General features: G+C 63.6%; 21 protein-coding genes and 2 pseudogenes. 9 read left to right on the top strand and 14 right to left on the bottom strand.

Annotation, left to right across the window (positions count from 1 at the left end; translation table 11 throughout):
- Window positions 1-270: 270 nt before the first annotated feature.
- The 5 genes from GGR03_RS01400 to GGR03_RS01380 form a co-directional block, all read right to left on the bottom strand.
- Window positions 271-2,286 (bottom strand): diguanylate cyclase, encoded by a 2,016-nt coding sequence (locus GGR03_RS01400; protein ID WP_183205676.1) that lies wholly within the window; start codon window positions 2,284-2,286, stop codon window positions 271-273.
- Window positions 2,283-2,555 (bottom strand): Rossmann-fold NAD(P)-binding domain-containing protein, encoded by a 273-nt coding sequence (locus GGR03_RS24855; protein WP_183206971.1) that lies wholly within the window; start codon window positions 2,553-2,555, stop codon window positions 2,283-2,285. Before GGR03_RS24855 ends, GGR03_RS01400 begins: the two co-directional genes overlap by 4 nt.
- A 50-nt stretch (window positions 2,556-2,605) precedes the next feature.
- Window positions 2,606-3,934, bottom strand: coding sequence for a carotenoid oxygenase family protein (locus GGR03_RS01390; RefSeq protein ID WP_343058670.1), 1,329 nt, complete (start codon window positions 3,932-3,934; stop codon window positions 2,606-2,608).
- A gap of 683 nt (window positions 3,935-4,617) precedes the next feature.
- Complete coding sequence (locus tag GGR03_RS01385) at window positions 4,618-5,091, bottom strand: AtaL-like protein (RefSeq protein WP_183205672.1); 474 nt, start codon at window positions 5,089-5,091, stop codon at window positions 4,618-4,620.
- Window positions 5,092-5,157: 66 nt separating this feature from the next.
- On the bottom strand, window positions 5,158-6,027 hold the full coding sequence (locus tag GGR03_RS01380) for an SDR family oxidoreductase (RefSeq protein ID WP_183205670.1): 870 nt from the start codon (window positions 6,025-6,027) through the stop codon (window positions 5,158-5,160).
- Between the two features lie 102 nt (window positions 6,028-6,129).
- Here GGR03_RS01380 and GGR03_RS01375 point away from each other — a divergent pair, with 102 nt between their 5' ends.
- The gene (locus GGR03_RS01375; protein ID WP_183205669.1) at window positions 6,130-7,023 is read left to right on the top strand and encodes a LysR family transcriptional regulator; all 894 of its coding nucleotides are present in this window, start codon (window positions 6,130-6,132) and stop codon (window positions 7,021-7,023) included.
- A gap of 84 nt (window positions 7,024-7,107) precedes the next feature.
- Here GGR03_RS01375 and GGR03_RS01370 read toward each other — a convergent pair whose 3' ends face one another.
- Window positions 7,108-7,500, bottom strand: a complete 393-nt coding sequence (locus GGR03_RS01370; protein WP_183205667.1) for a winged helix-turn-helix transcriptional regulator — start codon at window positions 7,498-7,500, stop codon at window positions 7,108-7,110.
- 81 nt (window positions 7,501-7,581) lie between these two features.
- Here GGR03_RS01370 and GGR03_RS01365 point away from each other — a divergent pair, with 81 nt between their 5' ends.
- Window positions 7,582-8,313, top strand: a complete 732-nt coding sequence (locus GGR03_RS01365; RefSeq protein WP_183205665.1) for an SDR family NAD(P)-dependent oxidoreductase — start codon at window positions 7,582-7,584, stop codon at window positions 8,311-8,313.
- A gap of 290 nt (window positions 8,314-8,603) precedes the next feature.
- Here GGR03_RS01365 and GGR03_RS01360 read toward each other — a convergent pair whose 3' ends face one another.
- Together GGR03_RS01360 and GGR03_RS01355 are read right to left on the bottom strand one after the other, a co-directional pair.
- Window positions 8,604-9,461: an alpha/beta fold hydrolase gene (locus GGR03_RS01360; protein WP_183205663.1), complete on the bottom strand. Its 858-nt coding sequence runs from the start codon at window positions 9,459-9,461 to the stop codon at window positions 8,604-8,606.
- Window positions 9,462-9,763: 302 nt separating this feature from the next.
- Window positions 9,764-10,432 carry a TetR/AcrR family transcriptional regulator gene (locus tag GGR03_RS01355; protein ID WP_183205661.1) on the bottom strand — a complete coding sequence of 223 codons (669 nt, stop codon included), beginning with the start codon at window positions 10,430-10,432 and terminating at the stop codon, window positions 9,764-9,766.
- A gap of 104 nt (window positions 10,433-10,536) precedes the next feature.
- Between GGR03_RS01355 and GGR03_RS01350 the strand changes: the two genes are divergently transcribed.
- On the top strand, window positions 10,537-11,958 hold the full coding sequence (locus tag GGR03_RS01350; RefSeq protein ID WP_183205659.1) for a cytochrome P450: 1,422 nt from the start codon (window positions 10,537-10,539) through the stop codon (window positions 11,956-11,958).
- A gap of 64 nt (window positions 11,959-12,022) precedes the next feature.
- On the opposite strand, the gene GGR03_RS01345 is transcribed toward GGR03_RS01350, so the two are convergent.
- Together GGR03_RS01345 and GGR03_RS01340 are read right to left on the bottom strand one after the other, a co-directional pair.
- Window positions 12,023-12,187: a hypothetical protein gene (locus GGR03_RS01345; protein WP_183205657.1), complete on the bottom strand. Its 165-nt coding sequence runs from the start codon at window positions 12,185-12,187 to the stop codon at window positions 12,023-12,025.
- A gap of 255 nt (window positions 12,188-12,442) precedes the next feature.
- Window positions 12,443-13,363 carry a LysR family transcriptional regulator gene (locus GGR03_RS01340; protein ID WP_183205654.1) on the bottom strand — a complete coding sequence of 307 codons (921 nt, stop codon included), beginning with the start codon at window positions 13,361-13,363 and terminating at the stop codon, window positions 12,443-12,445.
- A gap of 104 nt (window positions 13,364-13,467) precedes the next feature.
- On the opposite strand from GGR03_RS01340, the gene GGR03_RS01335 reads away from it, so the two are divergent.
- The 4 genes from GGR03_RS01335 to GGR03_RS01320 all read left to right on the top strand — a co-directional run bounded on the left by GGR03_RS01335 (window position 13,468) and on the right by GGR03_RS01320 (window position 16,112).
- Window positions 13,468-14,274, top strand: a complete 807-nt coding sequence (locus GGR03_RS01335; RefSeq protein ID WP_183205651.1) for an oxidoreductase — start codon at window positions 13,468-13,470, stop codon at window positions 14,272-14,274.
- 1 nt (window position 14,275) lies between these two features.
- Entirely contained in the window at window positions 14,276-14,596 is a 321-nt protein-coding gene (locus GGR03_RS01330) for an antibiotic biosynthesis monooxygenase family protein (protein ID WP_183205649.1), read from the top strand.
- 15 nt (window positions 14,597-14,611) lie between these two features.
- The gene (locus GGR03_RS01325) at window positions 14,612-15,364 is read left to right on the top strand and encodes an SDR family oxidoreductase (protein ID WP_183205647.1); all 753 of its coding nucleotides are present in this window, start codon (window positions 14,612-14,614) and stop codon (window positions 15,362-15,364) included.
- A gap of 106 nt (window positions 15,365-15,470) precedes the next feature.
- The gene (locus GGR03_RS01320) at window positions 15,471-16,112 is read left to right on the top strand and encodes a hydrolase (protein WP_183205645.1); all 642 of its coding nucleotides are present in this window, start codon (window positions 15,471-15,473) and stop codon (window positions 16,110-16,112) included.
- Window positions 16,113-16,542: 430 nt separating this feature from the next.
- On the opposite strand, the gene GGR03_RS01315 is transcribed toward GGR03_RS01320, so the two are convergent.
- The 3 genes from GGR03_RS01315 to GGR03_RS01305 all read right to left on the bottom strand — a co-directional run bounded on the left by GGR03_RS01315 (window position 16,543) and on the right by GGR03_RS01305 (window position 20,173).
- On the bottom strand, window positions 16,543-18,117 hold the full coding sequence (locus GGR03_RS01315; protein WP_210291973.1) for a GMC family oxidoreductase: 1,575 nt from the start codon (window positions 18,115-18,117) through the stop codon (window positions 16,543-16,545).
- A 357-nt stretch (window positions 18,118-18,474) separates the two neighbouring features.
- Window positions 18,475-19,125 (bottom strand): NADPH-dependent F420 reductase, encoded by a 651-nt coding sequence (locus GGR03_RS01310; protein ID WP_183205643.1) that lies wholly within the window; start codon window positions 19,123-19,125, stop codon window positions 18,475-18,477.
- A gap of 82 nt (window positions 19,126-19,207) precedes the next feature.
- Window positions 19,208-20,173 carry an SDR family NAD(P)-dependent oxidoreductase gene (locus GGR03_RS01305; protein ID WP_183205641.1) on the bottom strand — a complete coding sequence of 322 codons (966 nt, stop codon included), beginning with the start codon at window positions 20,171-20,173 and terminating at the stop codon, window positions 19,208-19,210.
- A gap of 171 nt (window positions 20,174-20,344) precedes the next feature.
- On the opposite strand from GGR03_RS01305, the pseudogene GGR03_RS01300 reads away from it, so the two are divergent.
- Window positions 20,345-20,920, top strand: a pseudogene (locus tag GGR03_RS01300) (TetR/AcrR family transcriptional regulator); the annotation flags it as partial.
- A 265-nt stretch (window positions 20,921-21,185) separates the two neighbouring features.
- On the top strand, window positions 21,186-21,395 hold the full coding sequence (locus GGR03_RS01295) for a hypothetical protein (protein ID WP_183205632.1): 210 nt from the start codon (window positions 21,186-21,188) through the stop codon (window positions 21,393-21,395).
- 130 nt (window positions 21,396-21,525) lie between these two features.
- Here the strand turns inward: GGR03_RS01295 and GGR03_RS01290 are convergent.
- Window positions 21,526-21,659: pseudogene (locus tag GGR03_RS01290) on the bottom strand (IS3 family transposase); the annotation flags it as partial.
- Window positions 21,660-21,726 lie beyond the last annotated feature (67 nt).

Genomic DNA, 21,726 nt, shown 5'->3' with positions numbered 1-21,726 from the left:
GAAGAAGTTTCCCGGAAGCTAACGCGGTCCGTCATCGCGCCCATCGCTGCCGCATCGATCGCCGGTTCCGCGTCGCGCTCGATAAGCAAGCCGCTAGCGCTGAGGCTGGTGGGACGGTTGTTCAGCCTACGGTCTTCAGCAGGTGACGAAACTTGATCTGGAAAAGGCGACTTAAACCTTCAGCGCGCATCCGACGCCTGCTTACGCCGTGGAAGGCTCCAGCGCCGACGGTCTCCTTTCCAGCCAGACCGAAAACGTGCCACGACGCTGCTAAGCGGCCGCGGCGACGACGCTATCTCGGCCGCTGGCCTTGGCTTTGTAAAGTGCCACATCCGCCGACTGGATCAACCCGGCGAGATCCCGGAGTTCCGCTCCCGCCCCTGCCGTCAACGTCGCAACGCCGGCGCTGATAGTCACGACACCGTGGCTGCTGCCAGAGTGCGGGATCGCCATATCCCGGATTGCTCGACGCACGACCTCGGCTCGCTCGAATGCTCCGGCCGAGCTCGTGGCGGGCATCACCGCTGCAAGCTCCTCTCCGCCATAGCGTGCCGTGAGGTCTCCTGGACGTCGGAGGTTTTCCTCAAGCGCCCCGGCGATCCGGCGAAGGCATTCGTCTCCGGCTGGGTGCCCGTAGGTGTCGTTGAAGGCCTTGAAGCTGTCCACATCGATCAGGAGAAAGCTGAGGTCGGTCTTGGCGCGGACCGCGCGAGCGAATTCGGCGTCCAACTGCTTGTCGAGGGCGCGCCGATTGGCGAGGCCGGTCAGGCTATCGGTGGATGCCAGCTTCTCCAGCTTCAGGTTCGCTTCCGCAAGCTGGCTCTCCATCATCTTGCGGGTGGTAAAGTCTCGCATGACGAAGACCGTCCCTGGACCGTCCTCCAGGGGCTTGCCAGCCACCTCCACCCAGCGAAACCCTCCGCCACGATGGGCGACGCGGTATTGAACCCCCGCCACAGCTCGGCCCGCCAGCACCTCGGCCATCATGGCATCTACGATCCCGACGTCATCCGGATGCGCAAGATCACGCGGCCGCATATCGATCAGCTCTACCGGTTCGCATCCAAGGACGTCGCGGCTGGCGGGAGAGACGTAGACGCGCCTTCCGGTTGCGTCGGTACATGTGATCAGGTCGGCCGTGTTCTCCGCGAGTGCGCGAAACCGAGCTTCGCTTGCGGCCACGACCAATTCGGCCTCACGCCCGATCGAGAGCTTCCTCGACATCGCGTCAAGGACGCGACCCAGCTTCCGGAGTTCCGGAGCCTGCCAAGACTCGAGACTTGCCGTAGCGGCGAAATCCCCCGAACCAATCCCCGTCGCCGCGTCCATGAGGCGTCGAAGCGGGCGCAATTGCATGCGCTCGCTGATCCACCACACGGCCGAGGTTGCAACAAGCAGCAGTGTCAGGAGTCCAACGGAGGACAGCATTAGCCGATGGCGAACCGGTGCCATCAACGCACTGCGATCCTCGCCGACCGCGAGAACGATGTTCCCTGCGCTCGAGAGGGGAGCGAACCCGAATACCTTCTCCACGCCATCCATCCCCGACACTTCGGCCGTCCCTCCGCCGGGCATGCCGCGGACTGCTTCCGTCAGTGGATGTCCCGGGAAAGGCGCGCCAAAGGGGACGCCGAGCAGCGGCGGATAGTGCACGATGATCCGACCGGAATCGGGCTCCAGTAGCAGAACCGTCCTTTCTCCGCCGTCAGACACCGCCTCGATCTCCGTGGTCATGCGGTCGAGGTTCAAGCTGGCGAAGACGGCGCCCGTGAAGCCGCCTTGAGCTTGGGGGAACCTGCTCGCAGTGATCACTGTCGGCTTGCCGCTCACCTTCCCGATGACGAAGTTCCCGACGAGAAACTGAGCTGCCCCCGGCGCCATCATCCTGTCCCGCAGATCGACATCGCTCAGAGCCTGTCGGACCGCCAGCGAGTTATGGCAGGTGATCGTCCCGGCGGCGTCAACGACCCCGACCGTGTTGTAAAGCGGATTTGCTGCTTTTATCTGCCGGATGAACGAAGAGCACTCGCTACCTCCGGACGGGACGACGGCGGGAACCAACGCCAGCGCCTCCAGGAGCGTCATCGTCTCGGCAAACACACGAGACTCGATCGCGGCAGCCAGCTTCGCGGCGGCGTATACGTCGTTCTTTGCCTTCGCGATCGTCTGGTTGTGATCGACCCACAGATAGCAGACGAAGGCGATCGTCAGCGGAATCATGGCGAATGCCACGAGCGCGATCAGCCTGCTGCGCATGCCGATCGAGCCGATGGTGGGCAGCTTCAAGAGGTCTCGATTTCGAAGATGAGGTGCCACCGCGGCACGACGATGCCTCTATGGGTAGCAGGTTTCCCGCCGATTAGCTTTACCCGAGGTGACTCATGCATCCACTCGTCGGCGTGCACCTGATCCAGAACGAACCTCGCGACGTCTTCCCGGGAGATCGTGCCGCTATGAAACGCGAGAGGTTCGTGAGTGCCCGCACCGGCCGGCCTTCGCTTGTCAATGAGAACCGGCGGACGCACGAGAACCCGGCTGAGATCGTTGGACCGCAGAGCCGCTGCCGCCCCGGATCAGAGCCGCGGTCATTCGCACCGACGGGGATTCATCCTGGCACCCACGCGCCGTGAAGTCCCTGCGGCACCCTCTGGGGCATGCGGATCACCGCCACCGGTGCCTCCTCGATGCGCGCGGCGTCCAGGAGGGCGAGGTCGCTGGTGCCCGTCTCCGGGTCGTAGAGGAACGTGGCGAGCCAGCCGGTGTCGTCGGCCGCTCCGCCCGGAATGAACACCGCTTCCCCGGCGACGCGATTGCCAAAATCGTGCCGGGTTATGCGACTGGTCTCGGTGTCGACCTTGAGGAGGCAGTTGAAGGTGGCGGAAGCCGGGTTCACGAGTTTCAGGCTTTCGGTCAACGTGGGGACATACACGTGACGGCTCGGCCGGGCGACCCGGCGGTCATCGATGCGAGGGAATTCGACGGCGCCGTCGAACAGGGACGCGTCGTTTAACGTGCCTGCCGCCGGATGGAGGAGAAGGCGGTGAAGGCGCGGCGGCGCGTGCCTGCCACCACTGTAGCCGAGCCGGAGCGCTTGATGGCGGACGTAGTCGATGACGATCTCGTTGCCGCGCTCGAAGCCGTTGGCGAAGTGGAAGACGAAGCAGGCACCGGTCTCGATCCAGCGAGGGTTGCCGCCGTCCAGGTCCATGACGCCGATGCGGGTGCCAAGTTCTGGGCGCCACTGTAGGAAAGACTCGCCCCTTGCCGCGGCCGCCATGTCGAAGACGGCCGGCCCGATCATCAGGACAAGGTGACGCTCGGTCAGGATGAAGTCGTGGATCATACTCGGCGCCGCAAGCGCGACGGGGAAGCTGCGCTTCCAGCGGCCGGTCTGGTCGAGGTGGTGTATGGTGACCGTCGGACTCGCCAGGTCGTAAGCGAGCCCGAATAGGTCGCCCGTCACCGGATGAACGCGGTTATGGGCACCAAGGTCGAGCGGCCGGTCGGTTTCGCCGGTCCAAGGGCCAAGGGTTTCGAGATCGGGAGAGAGCTCCCAGGCGGGCTCGACCTCGCCGAGCGCAAGCAGATGGCCGCCATGATGCATGACGCCGATGAAGGCGCTCTGCTTGTCGGGCCCGGCAGACCCGAGCCCCGCCGGATCGGCGGGCGTGGGATCCATCAGACCGCCGAATACGGTATGCTTGGCCCTGTCCTCGATCTCGAACGAGGCTGTGCGCACGAAGCGGTTGCGGTAGCGGGCGCGGCCATTGTCGAACCAGACCGCATGCACCATGCCATCCCCCTCGAGCGGGTAGGTGTAGGAGACCGGCTCGAAGCGTGGGTTGGGCCCGTTCCGCATGTAGGCCCCCTTGAGATCATCGGGTATCCGACCCGAGATCACTGGCAAGTCGTCTGCCGAAACCTCCGTGCCGATCGGCGCAAAATTGCCCGAGAGGTGCGGGTCGTCCGATGTCCAGTTGATCGGCGCAGCGAGTGGTTCGGGCAGCTCACTTCTCCCTACGAGTTGATGGCGAAAGCCAGAAGCAGGCCACCGATAAGACCGACATTAACCGTTAATCCCGGCAGCTCGGAACGGCTGTCACGCAGACCGGCGGGTGCCCGTGGCTCACGCCCTATCAGTCCCGAGAACGGGTGAGGGTCGAAGAACTCGACCTACTAGCGGCGACCCCAATCGGATAGCTTCGCCTTGTCCCGCAGACCGCCCTGCATCTCCACGCACAGATCTTCCGCTCTTGATCCCTGTTGGTTTCTCAGCTCAAAATGATTGGTGCCGGATGCTGACCTTCCCGAAACCTTCGCCACCATATCCCAGAAGTTTCTGCCCCTTCAACTGCGGCAAGCCCGAAGCTGCTCGTCTCGGCACGACCGTGGGCACCGGCCGACACTTGTTCACCCAAGCGCTTGCCAAAGTCGCGAGATCACTGTGCTCGGCCGAAAATGCAGGCAAGCGCGTCGCTGCTAAGGTCATCCTCGGCGACGCCCTCGACGAAGTGACCGTGCGCCCGCCGGCGGCTGATAACTGTTGCACAGTGTATTCCTATAGAAGTGGGACGCTCCGATTGGAGCGGTCCCGGCATTGATGGTTATCGTTGCAGTTCAGAGCCGGCCTTCGGCCACGAGGTCGCGGGTCCGCTTCAGCGTCGACAGCAAGGCGCTTCTGTATCCCTTGTCGCTGTCGAACTGCGCCTGTTCAGCTTGCTCCTCGGGCCCGTTCGGCTCCTTCCCGCGCAGGCCGAGATAGCAGTAGAAGCGCAGTTGCAGCTCGCCGGCGTCGTCATCAATGAGTTCGTTTACGATGGCGCCCTCACGCGGGCCCGTTGCTTGGAAGAAGGTGACCTTGGTCTGCGGCTCGAGGGTGATGATCTCGCGGAGATCGGCACCCGCGATGGTGGCATCGCGCACGAAGTGGGTCGTGCTTTCCTCGACGACCTCGCAGCGCGTGCAAAGGCCGAACGGCAGGAACTCGCGGGCATCGCGTGCCTTGAGCTCGAGGCCCGCCCAAACCTGTGCGCGGCTCAGCCTGGTCTCGCCCTCCGGGTTCACCGGGACGGTGGCGGTCGAGTAGATCATGGGAATGCTCCGTATTGTTCAGGGGCGATATCGCCCGGTCGTGTCTGGGGGTGTGCGGCCTCGCCGTCAGGCCGCGGTAGCGATCTCGGCGGCGAAGTTGCGATAGGTGCGCAGCGGACGTCCCAGGAGCGCGGTCAGGCGCTCGACGTCACCCGCCTCCGGAACCATGCCGTCGGTCAGGAAGCGCTCGGCCATCAGGCGCATGTCGTAGGCCATCCAGCCGGGCATGAACTGGCGCATGTTCTGCTCGAACCCGGCGGTGTCGTCGCCGCCGTAGCCGATCGGGCGGCCAAGCACCTCGGACCAGATGGCGGCAACATCTGTCCCGGTCAGCGTGTCCGGGCCGACCAGGTTGATGCGGGTGAGCGGGAGCGGCGTGGACGAGGCTTCGCGGTGTACGAGTTCGATGGCGGCGATCTCGCCGATGTCGCGCGCGTCGATCATGGCGATGCCCTTGCCACCGATCGGCATCGGGTAAATGCCATGGCCGGTCACCACGTCCTTGATGGTAACGTCGTTATTCATGAAGTAGGCGGGGCGCAGGATGGTGGCGTTGAAGCCCGTCTGCTCGATCATTCGCTCGACACCGAGCTTTCCGGCGAAGTGCGGCACGTTCACGTAGACGTCGCTGTGGATCACCGAAAGGTAGACGACCCGCTCGATGCCGGCATCCCGGGCCAGGCTAAGGGTGATCAGTGCCTGGATGAATTCCTCCGGCACGACGGCGTTGAGCAGGAACAGGGTCGAGACGCCCGAGAGCGCGCTGCGCATGGAGTCGACATCGAGCAGGTCGCCCTGCACCACCTCGACCTTCCCGGGAAGATCCGCCTTTGCGGGATCGCGGACGAGGGCGCGGACGTCGGCGCCGCGTGAGATGAGCTGTTCGACGACGTTGCGGCCGACTGTGCCGGTGGCGCCTGTGACGAGGATGGTCATCGGAGAAACTCCTGTTTGCGTTGGGTACAGTTGCAAGATCGATGATCCACCTTCATTCCAATAGCCGCGAACTTTGGACGCGCTGTCTCACAGGTGGAACAGATGGATCTTCTCGCCCTTGCTGACTTCAACCTCGTCGCCCGGCACGAAGGGTTCGGCCGGGCCGCACGTGCAACCGGGCGCCCGAAGGCGACGCTGTCGCGTCGGGTCTCGGAATTGGAGGCCAATCTTGACCTGCGGCTGTTCGAGCGCGGTGGCCGCGTACTGAAGCTGACCGAGGAAGGGCGGGCGCTCTACGAGCGGACGGGGGCGCTTCTCACCGACCTCGAGGAGACCGCGTCCGCCATCGCGTCAGGCGGGCATCGCCCACGCGGGCGGCTGCGCATCAGCGCGCCGCTGCTTTTCTCGCAGACCGCCATGGGCAGGCTCGCTGCGGGCTTCGCGCTGAAGCATCCCGAGGTCCGGCTCGAGGTGACGACGGAGGACCGCGCCGTCGACATGGTGGAGGAAGCGTACGACCTGGTGATCCGGGTCAACCCGGAGCCCGACGAAAGCCTCGTCGGGCGGATCTTCCTTCGCGATCGGCTGGTGGTCGTGGCGAGACCGGACCTGATGCCGCCGGCCGACGGATCGCCCGTCCCCGCCGTCGTCCGCGGCGTCGTCCGCTCGAGCGAGACCTGGAAGATGACGACGGCCGAAGGTGTGGCAAGCATCGGGGTCAGTCCCGTCCTCAGCCTGTCGTCGCTCATCATGGTGCGCGACGCGGTACGAATGGGGGTCGGCGTCGGCCGGCTGCCGATCTCGCTCGTCGGCCGCGATCTGGATGCGGGGCGGCTGGTTCGGTGGGGCGACGTCGAAGGACCGGAGATTGCTCTTTGGACGTTGTACCCGAGCCGGCGGCTACTCAGCGCCCGGGTATCCGCCTTTCTCAACCATCTGAGGGAAGCTTTTCCCAACGGGACGCCCGACGAGCTTGCGGCGCACGTCGGGCACTAAACGCTCCCGCTTCAGGTTCGCTCTCGACCCCTTCTGCCCGTGCGTGACGATACGCAGCGTCCCAGAAAGCGGTCATCCTGAACGCTAGGCCGCTGCCTTCGCGCGATCATGCGCTGCCTTGGCTTTTTCGATGTCGTCGCCATGGGCGAGCGCCCACGCACAGAGGGCCTCGAAAGGCTGGCGCAGCGAATGGCCAAGCGGCGTGATCGTGTATTCGACGCCGATCGGCGCCGTTGGCAGCACGGTCCGCGTCACAAGGCCATTGCGCTCCAACCGCTTCAGCGCATCTGCCAACGCCTTATGGGTAATGCCGTCGAGGCGTCGCTTAATCTCGTTGAAGCGCGACGGCTTCGGGCACAGCACCGTCAGGATCAGGATCGTCCACTTGTCGGCGATCTTGTCGAGAACCGGACGCACGCGTGCCATGTCGTCGAGCGCGCACTGCGATAGAGCCTCGAGGTCGATATCATCGGGCATATCTAGGCTATTCCAGGTGCGTTATTGCTATCAGATACACAGCGTATACCTCTGCGCCATCACCGACGAAAGGACATCGTGATGGTTGGAATGAGGGATAGGGTCGCACTAGTGGTGGGCGGCGCGAAGGGGATCGGTCTCGCCGTTTCGGAACGGCTGGCGGCCGAAGGCGCAATCGTGTTTCTCACCGGACGACGCGCCGATGAGGTGGAACGGGCCGCCGCTTCGATTGGCCGGGGAGCCACAGGAATTGTCGCGGACGCGAGTCGTCCGGAAGAGATGGTGCGGGTCGTGGAAGAGGTTCGGGCGGCGCAGGGCCGCATCGACGCGCTGGTACTGAATGCCGGCATCTCGGAACCCGCGTCCATCGCCGAGATGACGCCCGACCATGTAGATCGTCACTTCGCTGTCAACGTCCGGGGCGCCGCCTTCGGCTTGCAGGCCGCGCTCGGCGCGATGAGCGAGGGCGGATCCGTGGTGCTGATGGGATCGATCGCAGGTGTGGCGGGAATTGCCTCCTACGGCACTTACGCGGCGACGAAGGCGGCGCTGCGTTCCTATGCGCGCACATGGACGGCGGAACTCGCACCGCGGGGTATTCGCGTCAACGTCGTGGCGCCGGGCCCGACCGATACGGACATGATGGCAGCCGTGCCGGAAGACGTCCGTGCCACGTTGATCGCGCCGATCCCGATGGGCCGCATGGCGCGCCCCGAGGAGGTGGCCTCCGCGACGCTCTTCCTGCTTAGCGGCGAGGCAGGCTTCATCGCCGGAGCCGAACTCTGTGTCGACGGCGGCATGCGGCAGGTCTGACGCCCTCGTCATCAACCGACGGCAGCTTTCGGGGGAGCGAGACCCGAAAGCTGTCAGTCGGGTTTCCACCCGGATCAGAATAATTATGGTTGCCGTCTCGGGTCGGAAGGAGACGGTCCGCTTCAGGTGGCGACGGACCCCGAAAGCCGCCATTCGGTCCTCGACTCGTCTCAGCCGCTCAAGAGCGTCGGGGGTGATCATGGACGCGGTCACTCGTTGACCAGGCGAGTCATCCGAGCGCGGCAATGACACTGCGGCGGCTCACGTGACCCGCAGATCGTGTTCTCATCTCAGCCGCCCAGGAATGACACAAGAGACGCGTTGACCGCTGCCGTCTCCTCCCGATGGACCCAGTGTGTCGCCCTGTCAAAAGTCTCCAGGTAGCCGTTGTCGCAGAATGCCAGGCTGCGTTGGGCAAGGCCGAACTCCAGCGCCTGATCCTGCATGCCCCACAAGACAAGGGTCGGGGTCGCGATCCGCTCCTTCATGATCGGGCGGAAACGGAGGGCCCGGTACCAGTTCAGCATTGCCGTGAGTGAGCCCTGCTGCTCCCACGCCCGCCGGTAATCGGCCATATCCTCGTTCGTGAAGGCATTCTGCCTGCTGGTCCTCTCCAGCGCCTGGACCAGAACCGCCGAGCGACGCGCGCTTAAGATGATCTCGGGAAACAATGGGAACTGAAAGAAGCCGGCATAGCTGCTGCGCAGAAACTGCGTCGGCGATCGCAATGCGTGAGGGAACAGCGCCTCAGGATGCGGCGCGTTCAGGATAACGAGCTTGTCGACCCGATGAGACATTTTCGCCCCCGCCGCCCAGCCAACAATCCCACCCCAGTCATGGCCGACGAGGTGCAAGCGCTCATAGCCGAGCGCGTCGGCGAGGCCGGCAACGTCGCCCAGGAGCTTAGGCAATGTGTACTCGCGGATGCCCTTGGGCTTATCGCTGGTGTTGTAGCCTCTTTGGTCAGGGACGATGACCCGGTACCCTGCCGAGGCCAAGGCTTGGATCTGTTGGCGCCAGCCGATCCAGAAATCTGGAAAGCCATGCAGGAGCATGACCGGCTTGCCATCCGCCGGTCCAGCCTGGACCACGTGAAGCCGAGTGCTTGCGGCTGAAACGAACCGATGTTCGAGATCGAGCGAAATCATGGCCGCGTAACGCGGTTCTTGTAGAATTGATCCGGTGCCACGTGCCAACGTTGAGCGTCTCGGACGTCGATCGAAGACCTGAGGTCAGCCCTCCCCCCTCGCGCCAGGAGGCGCTTTGGTTTTAACGTAAAAGCCGGAACGGCCCGGAAGCCGACAGTCGGCCTTGGAACACGCGAACGGTAAAAGCCGCCGTTTCACTCGATGCCCATTGCAACCGCCTACATGGAGCTTCGCATCTCCGGAAAGCCGCAGTCACTTGGAAGACTGTGCGTCCTCAGTACTGGTTACCTTCAAATGCTATCCTAAGCCTCGTGTCTAGCGGACAGCGGAAACACGTCGTCGCCCTGCGTAGGAATGAGGAATGGCTTGAAAAGGTGCGAAACCTGATTGAGGCCCCAGTCCAGATGTCCGGCGTCCAGTTTCTCGATTCCCTCCTGAAGGTTGAGATAGACGGCCCAGTAGGTCGAGACGATCCAAACGTTCGCGAGAAGCGGCTCGATGTCTTCCTCAGGCACGTCGACGATCTGGTCCTCGATCATGCGCCGCAGGAGCGCTTCAACGACGCCGCGCATCCGGCCGCTCATATTCCTGATCGGGGTCGCCAGCGCCGGCATGGTGGCGGCAAGCGCGAGAAGATCGCGAAACAGGAAGCGATATGCCCAGACCAGCCGAAACCAGTCACTGAGAAGGTCCCCGTAGGCTCGCGCTTCACCCAAATCGCCACCGAGAGCCCTGACTGCAAAAGTTTCTGCATCAGCCTCGAAGCGATTGAACAGCGACAAAACCAAGCTCTCCTTGGTGCGGAAGTGATAGTAGAGGTTGCCCTCGTTGATCCCGACCGTCCGCGCGATCTCGGCCGTCGTGACCCGTTCGGGCCCCCGCTCGTTGAATAGCCCGAGCGTCGCTTCAAGAATCCTGTCCCGTGTCCTGCCGCGCGTCCGTAGCCCCTCGTTATTTCCTGCCGTCCTCATGTTCGGCCCGCCCTGAAAGAATCTGAGGTACTCACCTCAATTTCGCCTGATAAGGTATTCACCTCACGTCTCATGCTCGAGCCTCACTTGCAAACAGGGACACCATGTCTTCGAACGCGCTTCCTCGCCGCCGTCTTCCTTCCCTTGGTGCGCTGGTAGCTGCGCCGTACACGGTGCGTGCCCTAACCGCCATCGTCAGAAACCCGCTCGAGGCTCTTCCTCCTGAAATCTACCGTGAGCCGATGGTTGCCTCGCGCATGGCGGGAACGCCGCGGATCTACCTGGCCGATCCCGTCCTCATCCATGAAGCACTCGTCAAGAACGCCGATGCCCTCGACAAGGGCGAGGAAGTGCGGCGCGCCCTCGGGCCCGCGCTGGGAAAGGGCCTGCTGACGGCCGATGGCGCTCATTGGAAATGGCAGCGGCAGTCCGTCGCGCACGCGTTCCGGCACGAGAAGTTGCTGGCCCTCCAGCCGGCGATGATCGCGGCGGCTAAGGACACCGGACAGCGTTGGCGGGCGCAAGGAACAACAACCGTCGATATCGGCCACGAGATGATGCGCACGACCTTCGACATCATCGTGGAGACGATGATGACGGGTGGCGCGGGGATCGACGTGGGTCGGGTCGAGCAGGGCATCACCGATTATCTCAAGCCAAGCGGGTGGACCTTCGCCCTTAGCATCCTTGGTGCCCCGGACTGGATCCCCTACCCGGGTCGACGGAAGGCCAGCGCGGCGGTCGCCTTCCTGCGCTCCAGCTTGCACGCCATCATCGCCGATCGGCGCCAGGGCGCTGATCAGAGGCAGGACCTTGTCGCCATGCTGCTCGCCGCTGCGGATCCGGAAACGGGGCGCACGATGACCGACGAGGAGATCGTCGACAACTTGATGACATTCATCACGGCGGGGCACGAGACCACGGCGCTCGGGCTCGCGTGGACCTTCCATCTCCTGGCGCTCCATCCGGCAATCGAGACAAGGGTACTTAAAGAGATCGCCACTGTGACGGGCGGCCAGGCGGTCGCGGCGGAACACGTCGCCAAGCTCGCCTTTACGCGCCAGGTGTTCTCTGAGGCTATGCGGCTCTATCCCCCGGCGCCCATCATCACCCGAACGGCGATCCGGGACTTTGTCCTCAGGGAGCACTCGATTGCCGCGGGGACCATCATCTACGTGCCGATCCACGCGGTCCACCATCACACAGCGCTGTGGGACAACCCAGAAGCATTCGACCCTGATCGCTTTGCCCCGGAGGCCAGCACGGCCCGACATCGCTACGCCTACATGCCGTTCGGTGCGGGGCCGCGTGTCTGCATCGGCAACGCTTTCGCCGTGATGGAGGCCGTCGCCATGCTAGCGGTGCTCCTATCGGCCTTCAAGGTTTCTGCCGCGTCCGCGAGCCCTCCGCAACCGATCATGAAGGTCACGCTGCGTCCAAAGCAGAGCCTCGTAATGAGGGTCGAGGATCGGCACGGCTCAAGCTCCTGCATTCCGCGTGCCCGCCGACTGGTGCGAGAAGAATGACTGTTGATATGCTCATCCGTTAATGCACTCGCCGAAATGGTGATCGGCCTCTTCAAGACCGACGTTACATCGCCGCGAACCATGGCGGTCCTTCGAAGCCGTCGCCCTTCGTCTCGGCACCGGGCGGCATGGCCGAAGGACCGGTGGGCGCTGGTGCGAGCTGCCTGCCGAACGGCTGCTCGGTTATCACGAAGTGCCGCTCCATAGCCGCGGCGATGATCTCAGCCATCTCTTCCCGAGCGAGGTCGTCTATTAGTCTCTGAGCACGCTCTCGTCGACGCCGTGCGCTATCGCGAGCGCTTGCCGTTCCTCCGGCGTCGGCTCTTCTAAGCCGCCCTCGATGTACCAAACGCGCTTAGGCGTGAGCCCGGCATACTTGGTGACGAAATAGAACTCCAACTCATGATGCTGGCTGCGCGGACAGTCCGGCAACTCCCCGATCGCTCGATGTGTCGCTACGAGCCGCGTTCTGGATAGATTAAAGTCAGTCTTCGACTGACGGTCGTGCAATCGGACGATCCAAATGTTTCAGGACCTCGATGAAGGCGCGCAGTGCGGCCGGCACGTGACGCCTTCCAGGGTAGTAGAGGCAGAGCCCGGGGTATGCCGGACACCAATCCTCCAGCACGGTGACAACGCGCCCTGCCCGCAGCTCGGGCTCGGCGAAGGACTCCGCCACGAAAGCAATTCCGAGGCCGTCCGCCGCCGCCGCCGCCATCAGACGGCTATCGTCGAGCGTCAGCGAGCCGGGCACGTCGACAACGATTTCCTCTCCCCGCTTTTCGAACTCCCATCGGTAAAGTTTTCCGCTCGGCATACGATGGCGGATGCAGCGGTGTCCTCGCAAGTCGTCGGGCACGACCGGGTTCCCATGACTTTCGAGATACGCAGGGGCCGCGACCACCAGGAAACGGAAATTTCCGCCGAACGGGACTGAGATCATGTCCTGAGGCACCGCTTCGCGGAGGCGGACGCCTGCGTCGAAACCCGCCTCAACGATGTCGATCAGGCGTCCGTCGGTGACGAGATCCAGATCGACCCCAGGATAACGCTCGGCGAAGGTCGGAACGGCCATGCGGAGAAGCGTCTCCGTGGCTGCGGCGGGGCAGTTAATGCGCAGGATCCCGCCAATAGCACCCGCCTCCCCCGTGACCGCGTCCAGCGCCTCGTCGAGGTCCTGAAGCACCGGAACGATTCGGCGCAAAAGCTCGCCGCCCGCCTCGGTGGGCGACACACTCCGTGTCGTACGATTGAGGAGGCGCACCCCGAGGGTCCGCTCGAGCCCAATCAAAGTGTGACTGAGCGCGGAGCGGGACATGCCCAAAGAATCGGCCGCCTGCCGGAAGCTGCGATGGCGGGCGACCGTCGCGAAGGCCGTCAGTTCCGCAAGGCTTACTTTCGGCATTGGTGAAAGTTCCTCACGACGGCATGCGATTCAAGCAGCCTAATGCCACGGGTTGGTGGCCGCTAGATGTGGCCTCGAAACGATCAGCGAAGATTGGACAAACAATGAAGACAATCGTGATCACCGGGGTTTCGAGTGGCCTAGGACGCGTCATGGCTGAAGAGGCACTGTCGCGCGGCCATAAGGTGGTCGGCACCCTTCGACAGAAGGATCAGCAAGCCGCCTTCGAGGCAATCTCGCCGGGGCGGTCAATCGGCCGGATCATGGACGTGACGGACTTGTCTCAGGTCTCGTCGTTCGCACGTACCGTCGAGGACGAGGTCGGGCCAATCGATGTCTTGGTCAACAATGCCGGCTTCGGCCTTACGGGCGTCATTGAGGAATTGGATCTCGACGCGCTGCGCCGCCAGTTCGACGTCAACGTCTTCGGCCCAGTGGCGCTGATCCAGGCGGTGCTGCCTTTCATGCGGGAGCGGAAGGCGGGTCATGTCGTGAACATCGTATCCCAGGGCGGCATCATCACCTTTCCTGGCCTCGGTGCCTACCACGGCAGCAAGTTCGCTCTCCTCGGCATCAACGATGCACTTGCAAAGGAAGTCTCCGGCTTGGGTATCCATGTGACCGCGATCCTGCCTGGCCTCTACCGATCGGAATGGAGCGGGCGGTCGCAAGTGCAGACCGACCACAACATCGCCGACTACGACGCGGTCCTTCGGATGGACGGCGAGTTGAATTGGGGCGACCCGGCAGCATTGGGGCGGGTCGTGCTGGACGCCATCGAGATGTCTACCCCACCCGAGCACCTGCTCGTAGGTCCGTCGGCGATCAAGAACGTCAAGGAACGGCTGGCGCAGTGGTCGTCCGAAATCGAGCGCTGGCAGCCTCTCTCATTCGCGGACGGAGAGGGCTGAGATGATCGTAGAGAAAGCGAGCGATCCCCTACAGTCGATCAAGCTTCTTACGCGGTTTGAAGCGCCGGACGCCCAGGCGGCGGAAGCATTCCTACTTCAGCTTCAGGCTGTCCGAGCGTCGGTGGAAGAGGAGCCGGGGCATGTTGCGTATGAGGTGTATCGATCCCGCGAACAGTCGACGGTCCTCTTCGTGGTGGAGGAATGGCGAACGCAGAACGATGCCGATCTCCACGTCGCGACGGTAACGGCCGGCGAGGAGGCACGCTCGGCGCTTGCCCTCCTTTCCAAACCACCAGTCACCGTAACCCTCGTCGCCTGCTAAAGGAGCTGGACGGACATGAACATCTCGGGAAACACGATCCTCATCACGGGCGCCGGCACGGGTATGGGCCTAATTGCCGCTAAGGTACTTGCTGCGCGCGGCAACCGGGTCATCATGGTAGCCCGTGACGCGGAACGCCTCCGAAGGGAAGCGGAAGCGTTGCCGGGCACCCTGGCCTACGCCTGCGACATAGCCGATGCCGGGCAGGTCGACGGATTGCTTGACTGGGTCAGGGGGAACGCACCCGAACTGAACGTGCTGTTCCTCAATGCGGGTGTGACGCACACGTACCGCCTCTTCGACGGGACCGACGCCGCAAGGAACGCGCGCCTCGAGATGCTGGTCAATTTCGTATCCGCGGTCGACCTGACACACCGCTTCCTGCCTTTGCTGGAAAGCCGCCCGAATCCAGCCCTGATCGTGACTACGTCCGGCGTCGTGTATGCGCCCGATACGACGAACCCCACCTACAGTGCCACCAAGGCCGCCCTCCACTCCTATGTCCAGTCGATGCGGTATCGGCTGAAGCAGGTCGACTCGCCTGTGCGACTGTTCGAACTTGTATCGCCCCTGGTCGACACGCCGTTTGCATCTGGCGTCAAATCCGACGCCAAGGCTAAGCCCGAGACGGTGATCGCCGAGCTGCTGCGTGCACTGGAAGAAGACACGTTCGACATCCGCCCGGGGTCCAGCCAAGCCTTGTACGAAGCGTGGCGAGCTGATCCCGAGAAGGCGGCGGCCATGGTCAACGAGGTTACGGGCGCCTGATACCGTCGAGCATTAGCTTGGCTAGGGGGCCGCATATCGCTCGCTCCGTCCCCCCCCCCCCGCTCACGCGGACTCAAGCGGGCATCCAAGTCAGGAGAAATACAAAATGCCCAGTGAACCGATCCGCAGTCCGGAGGCCGATCATCTCCTCACGCCGCAGAACGCGGCCTTCATCATCATCGACTATCAGCCTGTCCAGGTGAATTCGATCGCCTCAATGGATCGCCAGCTCCTCGTCAACAACATCGTGGGCTGCGCGAAGGCGGCGGTGGCTTACGGCCTCCCGGTGATCCATTCGACGGTGAACGTCGACACCGGCCTGAACAAACCGCCCGTGCCGCAGGTTCGTAAGGCTCTCGAGGGCTATCCGACCTATGACCGCGCCACGATCAATTCGTGGGAGGATGTCGAGTTCAGGAAGGCTGTCGAGGCGACCGGCCGCAAGAAGCTGATCATGACGGCGCTATGGACCGAGGCGTGCCTCACCTTTCCGGCGCTGGACGCTCTGCGCGAGGGCTACGAGGTCTATGTGCCAGTCGATGCGGTCGGCGGCACGTCGGTCGCCGCGCATGAAGCGGCGTTGCGCCGAGTTGAGCAGGCGGGCGCCAAGATGATTAGCGTAGTGCAGCTCTTCTGCGAATTACAGCGCGACTGGGAGCGTGCCGACACCGTGCCGGCGTTCATGAAACTCTTCATCGAGACCGGTGGAACCGCCGGCCTTCAGTTCGCCGCTGACAAGGCAGGGTGAATAGGAGACGTCCTGCCGGCCGGGCAGGACGGTACTCCATCAGAAGGCTGTCTTTGCTCCACCGAGTCCGGCTAAGCCCAATCACGCAGGTCGGCCTCGACTATGCGCGATCTCCCCCGATACTTGCGCAGGTTTTGGCGCGCAAGCGCCAGAAGCCCGGGTCGAAGTCGATCGTGATCGCCTTGGCGTTCGGGAGTCTCGCAAGATGTAGCTTCGAGAACGATCTGAGCCCGCCTCCAAGGTCGAGAATGGTAGATGCGTCGGGACGCGCGTACACTCCCACGACGTGAGGAAGCAAGGGGAAGCGGCCGATCCCGCAGCAGATCCCCACGAAGGCGAGGACCGCAAGCACGGCGGAATAACCCGCGATCCAGATAAGAAACGTCCTCTTCTAACGCTCGAGCAAGGTGCGGCGGAGCGAGAACCCCAGTCATCCCTTGATCCATTGGCTGATACGCTCAGCCAGCATCACGACCGTCGGGTTGGTCGCGACAGATGGAACGTCCGGGAAGATCGACGCATCCGCCACGCGCAGGTTGGCAACGCCCCGCACACGGCCCTGGTAGTCCGTGACGGCGTTCGCATCGTCATCGCCGCCCATAGGCGCGGTCGAGGCGGGATGGTGATAGATGTCGAGCGCTGTGGGCAAAGCCGCTTCGAGATCCGCCGGGTCAACGATCGCTGCACCTGGGACGAGTTCCTGAGCGATGATGTCGGCGAGCGGCCCTTGGCTTGCGATGTTGCGGATCATCTGGATGCCTTCGACCATCAGCGCCCGGTCCTCCGCTTCGCCTAGAATGTTGAGATCGATGATTGGCGCTGTCTCGGGATTGGGATCCCGAAGTTTCAGCGTCCCGGTCGATCTCGGCCGCGTGACCGCCAGCGCCAGCATGAAGATTGCGCCAGTCGGTGAGTCTGCCGGATCGCCGTAGTGCACGGCGCTGACGTGGAGATCGCCGTCCTTTGATCCGCCCTTCGACGAACGTGCCCAAAGGATTGCGCCGACAGGTGGGATCGGCAGGCCCAGGCGGTCCGCATGCGCCGCCCAGACTGTAAAGAAGAACGGATGCTCCTGTAGCCGCTGGCCGACAGGCAGGTTGGCGACGACGGGGATGTTCAATGCTTCAAGTTCAGCAGCGGGTCCGATGCCTGAGCGGAGCAGGATTGCCGGCGATCCGTATGCGCCGGCCGACAGCACGATCTCGCTTCCGCTAATACGCTCGTTGCCGGCGAGGATGATTGCTACGGCTCGGCCGTTCTCGACTTCGACCCGATCGACGAGTGTCTCGCTGCGGATAGTCAGGTTCGGACGGGCGCGAACGGCATCCGACAGGTAGGTCATGCCTGTATTGAGGCGCTGTCCCGCACGATTGTTCATAGGATAGGGTCCGACACCGAACGGAACCTCGCCGTTGAAGTCCGTGACGCGTGCAAAACCCGCAATCTCGGCCGACGCGATGAAGGCGCGCTGCATGTCCGAGATCTCATCCTCCTGAAGCTGATGGATCGGCTCCGGTCCAAAACGGCCATGGCACTGGTCTGATCCCGACGCCGTCCGCTCGCTCGCCCGGAACGACGGCAACACGTCACTGATGGACCAATGCGGCAAACCCGCCTCCGTCCAACGCTCGAAATCGGCCGCCGGCGCCCGCATCCAAACCCCTGCATTCACAGCGGACGACCCTCCCAGCACTTTGCCGCGCGGCGCGGGAAACGACTTTCCACTCCAGCCCGGCTCGGAAACAAAACCCCAATCATGGTCCGGATTGCCTCCGATGACGGTCTGAAGGCGGACCGCATCGGGATAAGCATGCGGCGGATAAGACTTGCCGGCCTCGACCAGCAGCACACGGCGGGATGCATCTTCGCTCAGGCGACTGGCGAGAACGGCCCCCGCCGAACCACCGCCGACCACGATGTAATCGAATGCCGGATTCCTGTTCATCGCACCAGCAGATGAAAGACTACCTGTCTGCTCTTCGGTGCTTTCTATACTATTCTCCATGCATAACTCCATTTGATTATTGTGAGGGACCTAGAAAATAATGATAAGACGATGTTTAATTTTCTCAGGTCTCGTTGGTGGATCTGGAATGGACAGGTCGCGGGTCATCGGCGTCGGAAGGCTGGCCGGAAGGCATCCCGCACCGACCATCCCGAAAACGCCATCGAGAGACCGCTGCCCAGGCAGGCTGACGGGCTGTGTTGGCGTGGACGACATTGTAGTTCCCCTCTCGCACGGCGCCCTGAAGCAAGCCGCTGCGGCTGTGGTTCGAGATGTCACGAGGACCTGCCGGGGCTTGTTCGCGCATGCGCATCGTCAGGTCCCTCGCCTTCCTTCAAGCAAGGTCGGCCATCGAGTTCAGCCCGCGACGATGCGTCTGGCGGCGGCGAGGTTCGCTTCGAGTTCGGAACGGGTCTGTGCGCTTCGTTTCCAGGCGGGCTGGCCGGGGCGCGTCCTCCACGACTCCTTGAGCGGACTGTTGTCGACGGTATCGAAGCCGAACTGCTCGTAGAGGCGTGCCACGATCTCGACGGCTTCCGGAAAGTCGCTGGAAGCCGAAAGTGCCAGCCGATTGGCGGAGCCGACCGGCCTGCCCCACGTGAGGATGCGGGGTGCCTGAATATGCGTGAAGGCCTTTACGACCTTAGAGGACGGAAGCTGCTCCTGGCGCAGTTCGTGTTCCGTCTTCTCGCCCAAGTCGACGATCGCATAGTTGCCGTCTCGCCATGGCATGTAGTTGTTGGTGTCGATCACGACCTTGCCCGCAAGCTGATCAGTCGGCATGTCGTTCACGAGCCGGAGAGGAACTGCGACGACGACGACGTCCCCGGCTTTGGCGGCTTCGGCGGCCGTCGCTGCCCGTGCCGAGGGACCGAGCGCGGCAACGAGACCGCTCAGCGTTTGGGGTCCGCGTGAGTTCGCGATCACGACCTGGTAGCCGTTTGCGATTGCCGCACGGGCAAGATGGCTGCCCACCTCCCCCGCTCCGATGATTCCGATGGTCTTCATGAACGTGTGCCTCGGTTCTTGATCGATGGCGCGACAGCGTAGAGAAGGAGCGATGGCCACCGCCGCCGCCGCCTCGTTCACGCTATGCGGCGGCGACGAGCTGCTCGCTCTTCGCCCACAAGGCCTTGGCGTTGTCTTCGTCGAGCGCATACGAGCGCACGCCGTCCGCGAACGGGCTGGGCGTGTCGTTCACCGTCGCGACCGCGACGTCCTCGAGATACTGGCCGCCGATCTCGTCGGGATCCGCCACGACCGCCGCCCACACGCTAGTCGCGGCCGCCTGCGCGATGTCCTTCAGCTCCTGAGGCGGCAGTGCGGCGTCGGCACGGGCCTTGCCCACCGTGGCCAAAAGGGCTTGCAGTTCCTCCTCCGAGAAATGACGGGGAAGGTCCGTCAGGCTGTTGCCCGGCATGACCGACGATGCGCGTACTCCGCGCTGGCGATGACGACGGTCGAACTCAACGGCGAACAAGGCGTTTGCGGTCTTGGACCGGCCGTATGCCACGAACGGCTCGTACCCCTGCCGCTCGAAGTTCGGATCCTCGAGGTCGACGTCGGCGACTCGATGGGCCTGGGACGAGAGAACGACGAGGCGTCCTCCGTCGACAAGCAGGCGCTCGATACGAGTGACGAGAGCGAAGTGACCAAGGTGGTTGGTTCCGAACTGCGTCTCGAACCCGTCGACGGTCTTTCCTTCGGGGGTCGCCATCACGCCGGCATTGGCGATGATGGCGTCGAAGCGACGCCCATCCGCAAGGAGCTTGTCCGCGCCCGCCCGCACGCTCCGCAGCGAAGCAAGGTCGAGCTCGACGAATTCCAGTCCGCCGCCGCTCCGGGAGGCGGCGTCGCGGACCGCCGCCGTGGCAGGCTCCGCGTTCGCCAGGTCCCTCACGACGCCGACGACGCTGGCGCCCCGGGCTGCGAGCGCCCGGGCGGTCTCACGTCCGATCCCCGACGCCGCGCCTGTCACCAGGTAGCGCCTTCCCTTGAGGTCAAGGCCGGAGAGGACCTCGTCTGCTGTCGACTTCGCATCGAAAATGGCGGTCATGTTCGTGCCTTCACTTGTTGAGAGATGGCCGCCCGACGCTTTGTGCGTTCACCTTCCATCCGAGCCAGCCACAATAGATAACGTTCGTTATGGTAACGATTGTTATGCTTTATGGACGCCGGGTGTCAAGCACTATATAACGGTCATTATGGAATTTTCGGAGCTTTGGTAATGGGACGGCAGCGTACGTTTGACGTCGAAGAGGTGCTGGAGGCCGCGCTACGCGTGTTCTGGCGCAAGGGATATGAAGGGGCGTCCTATGCCGACCTGGTCGAAGCGGCGGGTGTGGAGCGCCCGGCCCTCTATTCCGCGTTCGGAAACAAGGAGGCGCTCTTCTTCAAGGCTCTCGCGCGGTACGACGAGCGGTACCTCGACTATTTCCCTGAAGCGCTGGCGCTTCCGACGGCGCGCGAAGTCACTTCCCATCACCTGCACAGTGCGCTCGAACTCAATACGCGCTTCCCCGACCGTACCGGCTGCATGGGCATCAACGGTGCCGTCGCCGGCTCCGACGAAACCGAGCCCGTGCGGCGCGCGCTGGCTGAGTTCCGGGCCGCCGGACAGGAGCGGCTCCGCGATCGCTTCGAACGCGCCAAGGCCGAGGGAGACCTGCCGGACTCGGCGAACCCTGGGTCGCTGGCCGCGTTCGTCATGACGATGGCGCAGGGAATCGCGATCCAGGCGAAAGCGGGAGCCAGTCGCGAGACGCTCGAGGAGGTGATCGAGCAGGCACTCGCCTCATGGCCCGTCGCAGACGACTTGCCCACCGGAGGGGCATTAGCCCGAGAACCTGAGGGCTTCGGTCAGGATGCCGCCCTTGGCGGCGCCACAGGAAAACCCGGCACCGCGCGCAAGGCCAGGACACACAAGTCGGCGGGAGAATCAGTTCTCGATCCGCTGTCCCAAGCGGAGAAGCCCGGAAGACGGAACGCGAGAGCGCCGAACTGAAGGTTCGTGCCGGGTCGTATAGAACGGTGGAATGACGTACTCCGATCGCCGCAGGACGCCGTCGGTGACGACCCTGTCCCGGTGTGACGCCAACGCACGCCTGAACGGCAGCGACGTGAGCGGTGATGTGTGTCAAACGGCCTTCAAAAAAATGCACGCGGATCACAGTGAACGGCTGCAAGATCGCCTCGGAGACGACCTGCCGTTCGCACATCGTGGGTGGCGAAAGCGCGACGCTCGCACCCTGAAGAACCGCCTCGATCATCGCGAGTGACGCGTCGAAGACGACGCCACTTCTGTGGCGGCGTAGTTCGGCGAACCCGGCGCCCCCAAACCAACTCGTCCACTCGCCCGTCCTGTGAATTTGCTCCGACGAAGTGGAGAGCGTTTTCAGTTTAGGCGGTCAACCGCTCCAGCTCCGCCGTCAAATCTTCCTGCCGATCGGGTGGTGACGCTTCCAGATAAGGCTCACGGCGTTTGTGGAGCCGGCGACGCAGCGTCGAAAGCCCGATGCCAAATCCTCCGCAATCTCACGCTGCACGAAGGCAGCGCTTCGGGTTCTGCTTGGTTCCTTGAGAACCAACCAATGCGGGGCGGCTTGCGCC

This window comes from Aurantimonas endophytica (genome assembly GCF_014196845.1).
In the GTDB taxonomy this organism is placed as follows: Bacteria; Pseudomonadota; Alphaproteobacteria; order Rhizobiales; family Rhizobiaceae; genus Aurantimonas; species Aurantimonas endophytica.
Note: the sequence above shows the minus strand (reverse complement) of the source record. Positions and strands in the feature narration are given on the sequence as shown.

Bases quoted from the DNA above. Each gene is read 5' to 3' on its own strand.
- GGR03_RS01385 (WP_183205672.1), bottom strand. From the start codon at position 5,091: ATGATCTACTCGACCGCCACCGTCCCGGTGAACCCGGAGGGCGAGACC.
- GGR03_RS01380 (WP_183205670.1), bottom strand. From the start codon at position 6,027: ATGACCATCCTCGTCACAGGCGCCACCGGCACAGTCGGCCGCAACGTC.
- GGR03_RS01375 (WP_183205669.1), top strand. From the start codon at position 6,130: ATGGATCTTCTCGCCCTTGCTGACTTCAACCTCGTCGCCCGGCACGAA.
- GGR03_RS01370 (WP_183205667.1), bottom strand. From the start codon at position 7,500: ATGCCCGATGATATCGACCTCGAGGCTCTATCGCAGTGCGCGCTCGAC.
- GGR03_RS01365 (WP_183205665.1), top strand. From the start codon at position 7,582: ATGGTTGGAATGAGGGATAGGGTCGCACTAGTGGTGGGCGGCGCGAAG.
- GGR03_RS01360 (WP_183205663.1), bottom strand. From the start codon at position 9,461: ATGATTTCGCTCGATCTCGAACATCGGTTCGTTTCAGCCGCAAGCACT.
- GGR03_RS01355 (WP_183205661.1), bottom strand. From the start codon at position 10,432: ATGAGGACGGCAGGAAATAACGAGGGGCTACGGACGCGCGGCAGGACA.
- GGR03_RS01350 (WP_183205659.1), top strand. From the start codon at position 10,537: ATGTCTTCGAACGCGCTTCCTCGCCGCCGTCTTCCTTCCCTTGGTGCG.
- GGR03_RS01345 (WP_183205657.1), bottom strand. From the start codon at position 12,187: ATGGCTGAGATCATCGCCGCGGCTATGGAGCGGCACTTCGTGATAACC.
- GGR03_RS01340 (WP_183205654.1), bottom strand. From the start codon at position 13,363: ATGCCGAAAGTAAGCCTTGCGGAACTGACGGCCTTCGCGACGGTCGCC.
- GGR03_RS01335 (WP_183205651.1), top strand. From the start codon at position 13,468: ATGAAGACAATCGTGATCACCGGGGTTTCGAGTGGCCTAGGACGCGTC.
- GGR03_RS01330 (WP_183205649.1), top strand. From the start codon at position 14,276: ATGATCGTAGAGAAAGCGAGCGATCCCCTACAGTCGATCAAGCTTCTT.
- GGR03_RS01325 (WP_183205647.1), top strand. From the start codon at position 14,612: ATGAACATCTCGGGAAACACGATCCTCATCACGGGCGCCGGCACGGGT.
- GGR03_RS01320 (WP_183205645.1), top strand. From the start codon at position 15,471: ATGCCCAGTGAACCGATCCGCAGTCCGGAGGCCGATCATCTCCTCACG.
- GGR03_RS01315 (WP_210291973.1), bottom strand. From the start codon at position 18,117: ATGGAGAATAGTATAGAAAGCACCGAAGAGCAGACAGGTAGTCTTTCA.
- GGR03_RS01310 (WP_183205643.1), bottom strand. From the start codon at position 19,125: ATGAAGACCATCGGAATCATCGGAGCGGGGGAGGTGGGCAGCCATCTT.
- GGR03_RS01305 (WP_183205641.1), bottom strand. From the start codon at position 20,173: ATGACCGCCATTTTCGATGCGAAGTCGACAGCAGACGAGGTCCTCTCC.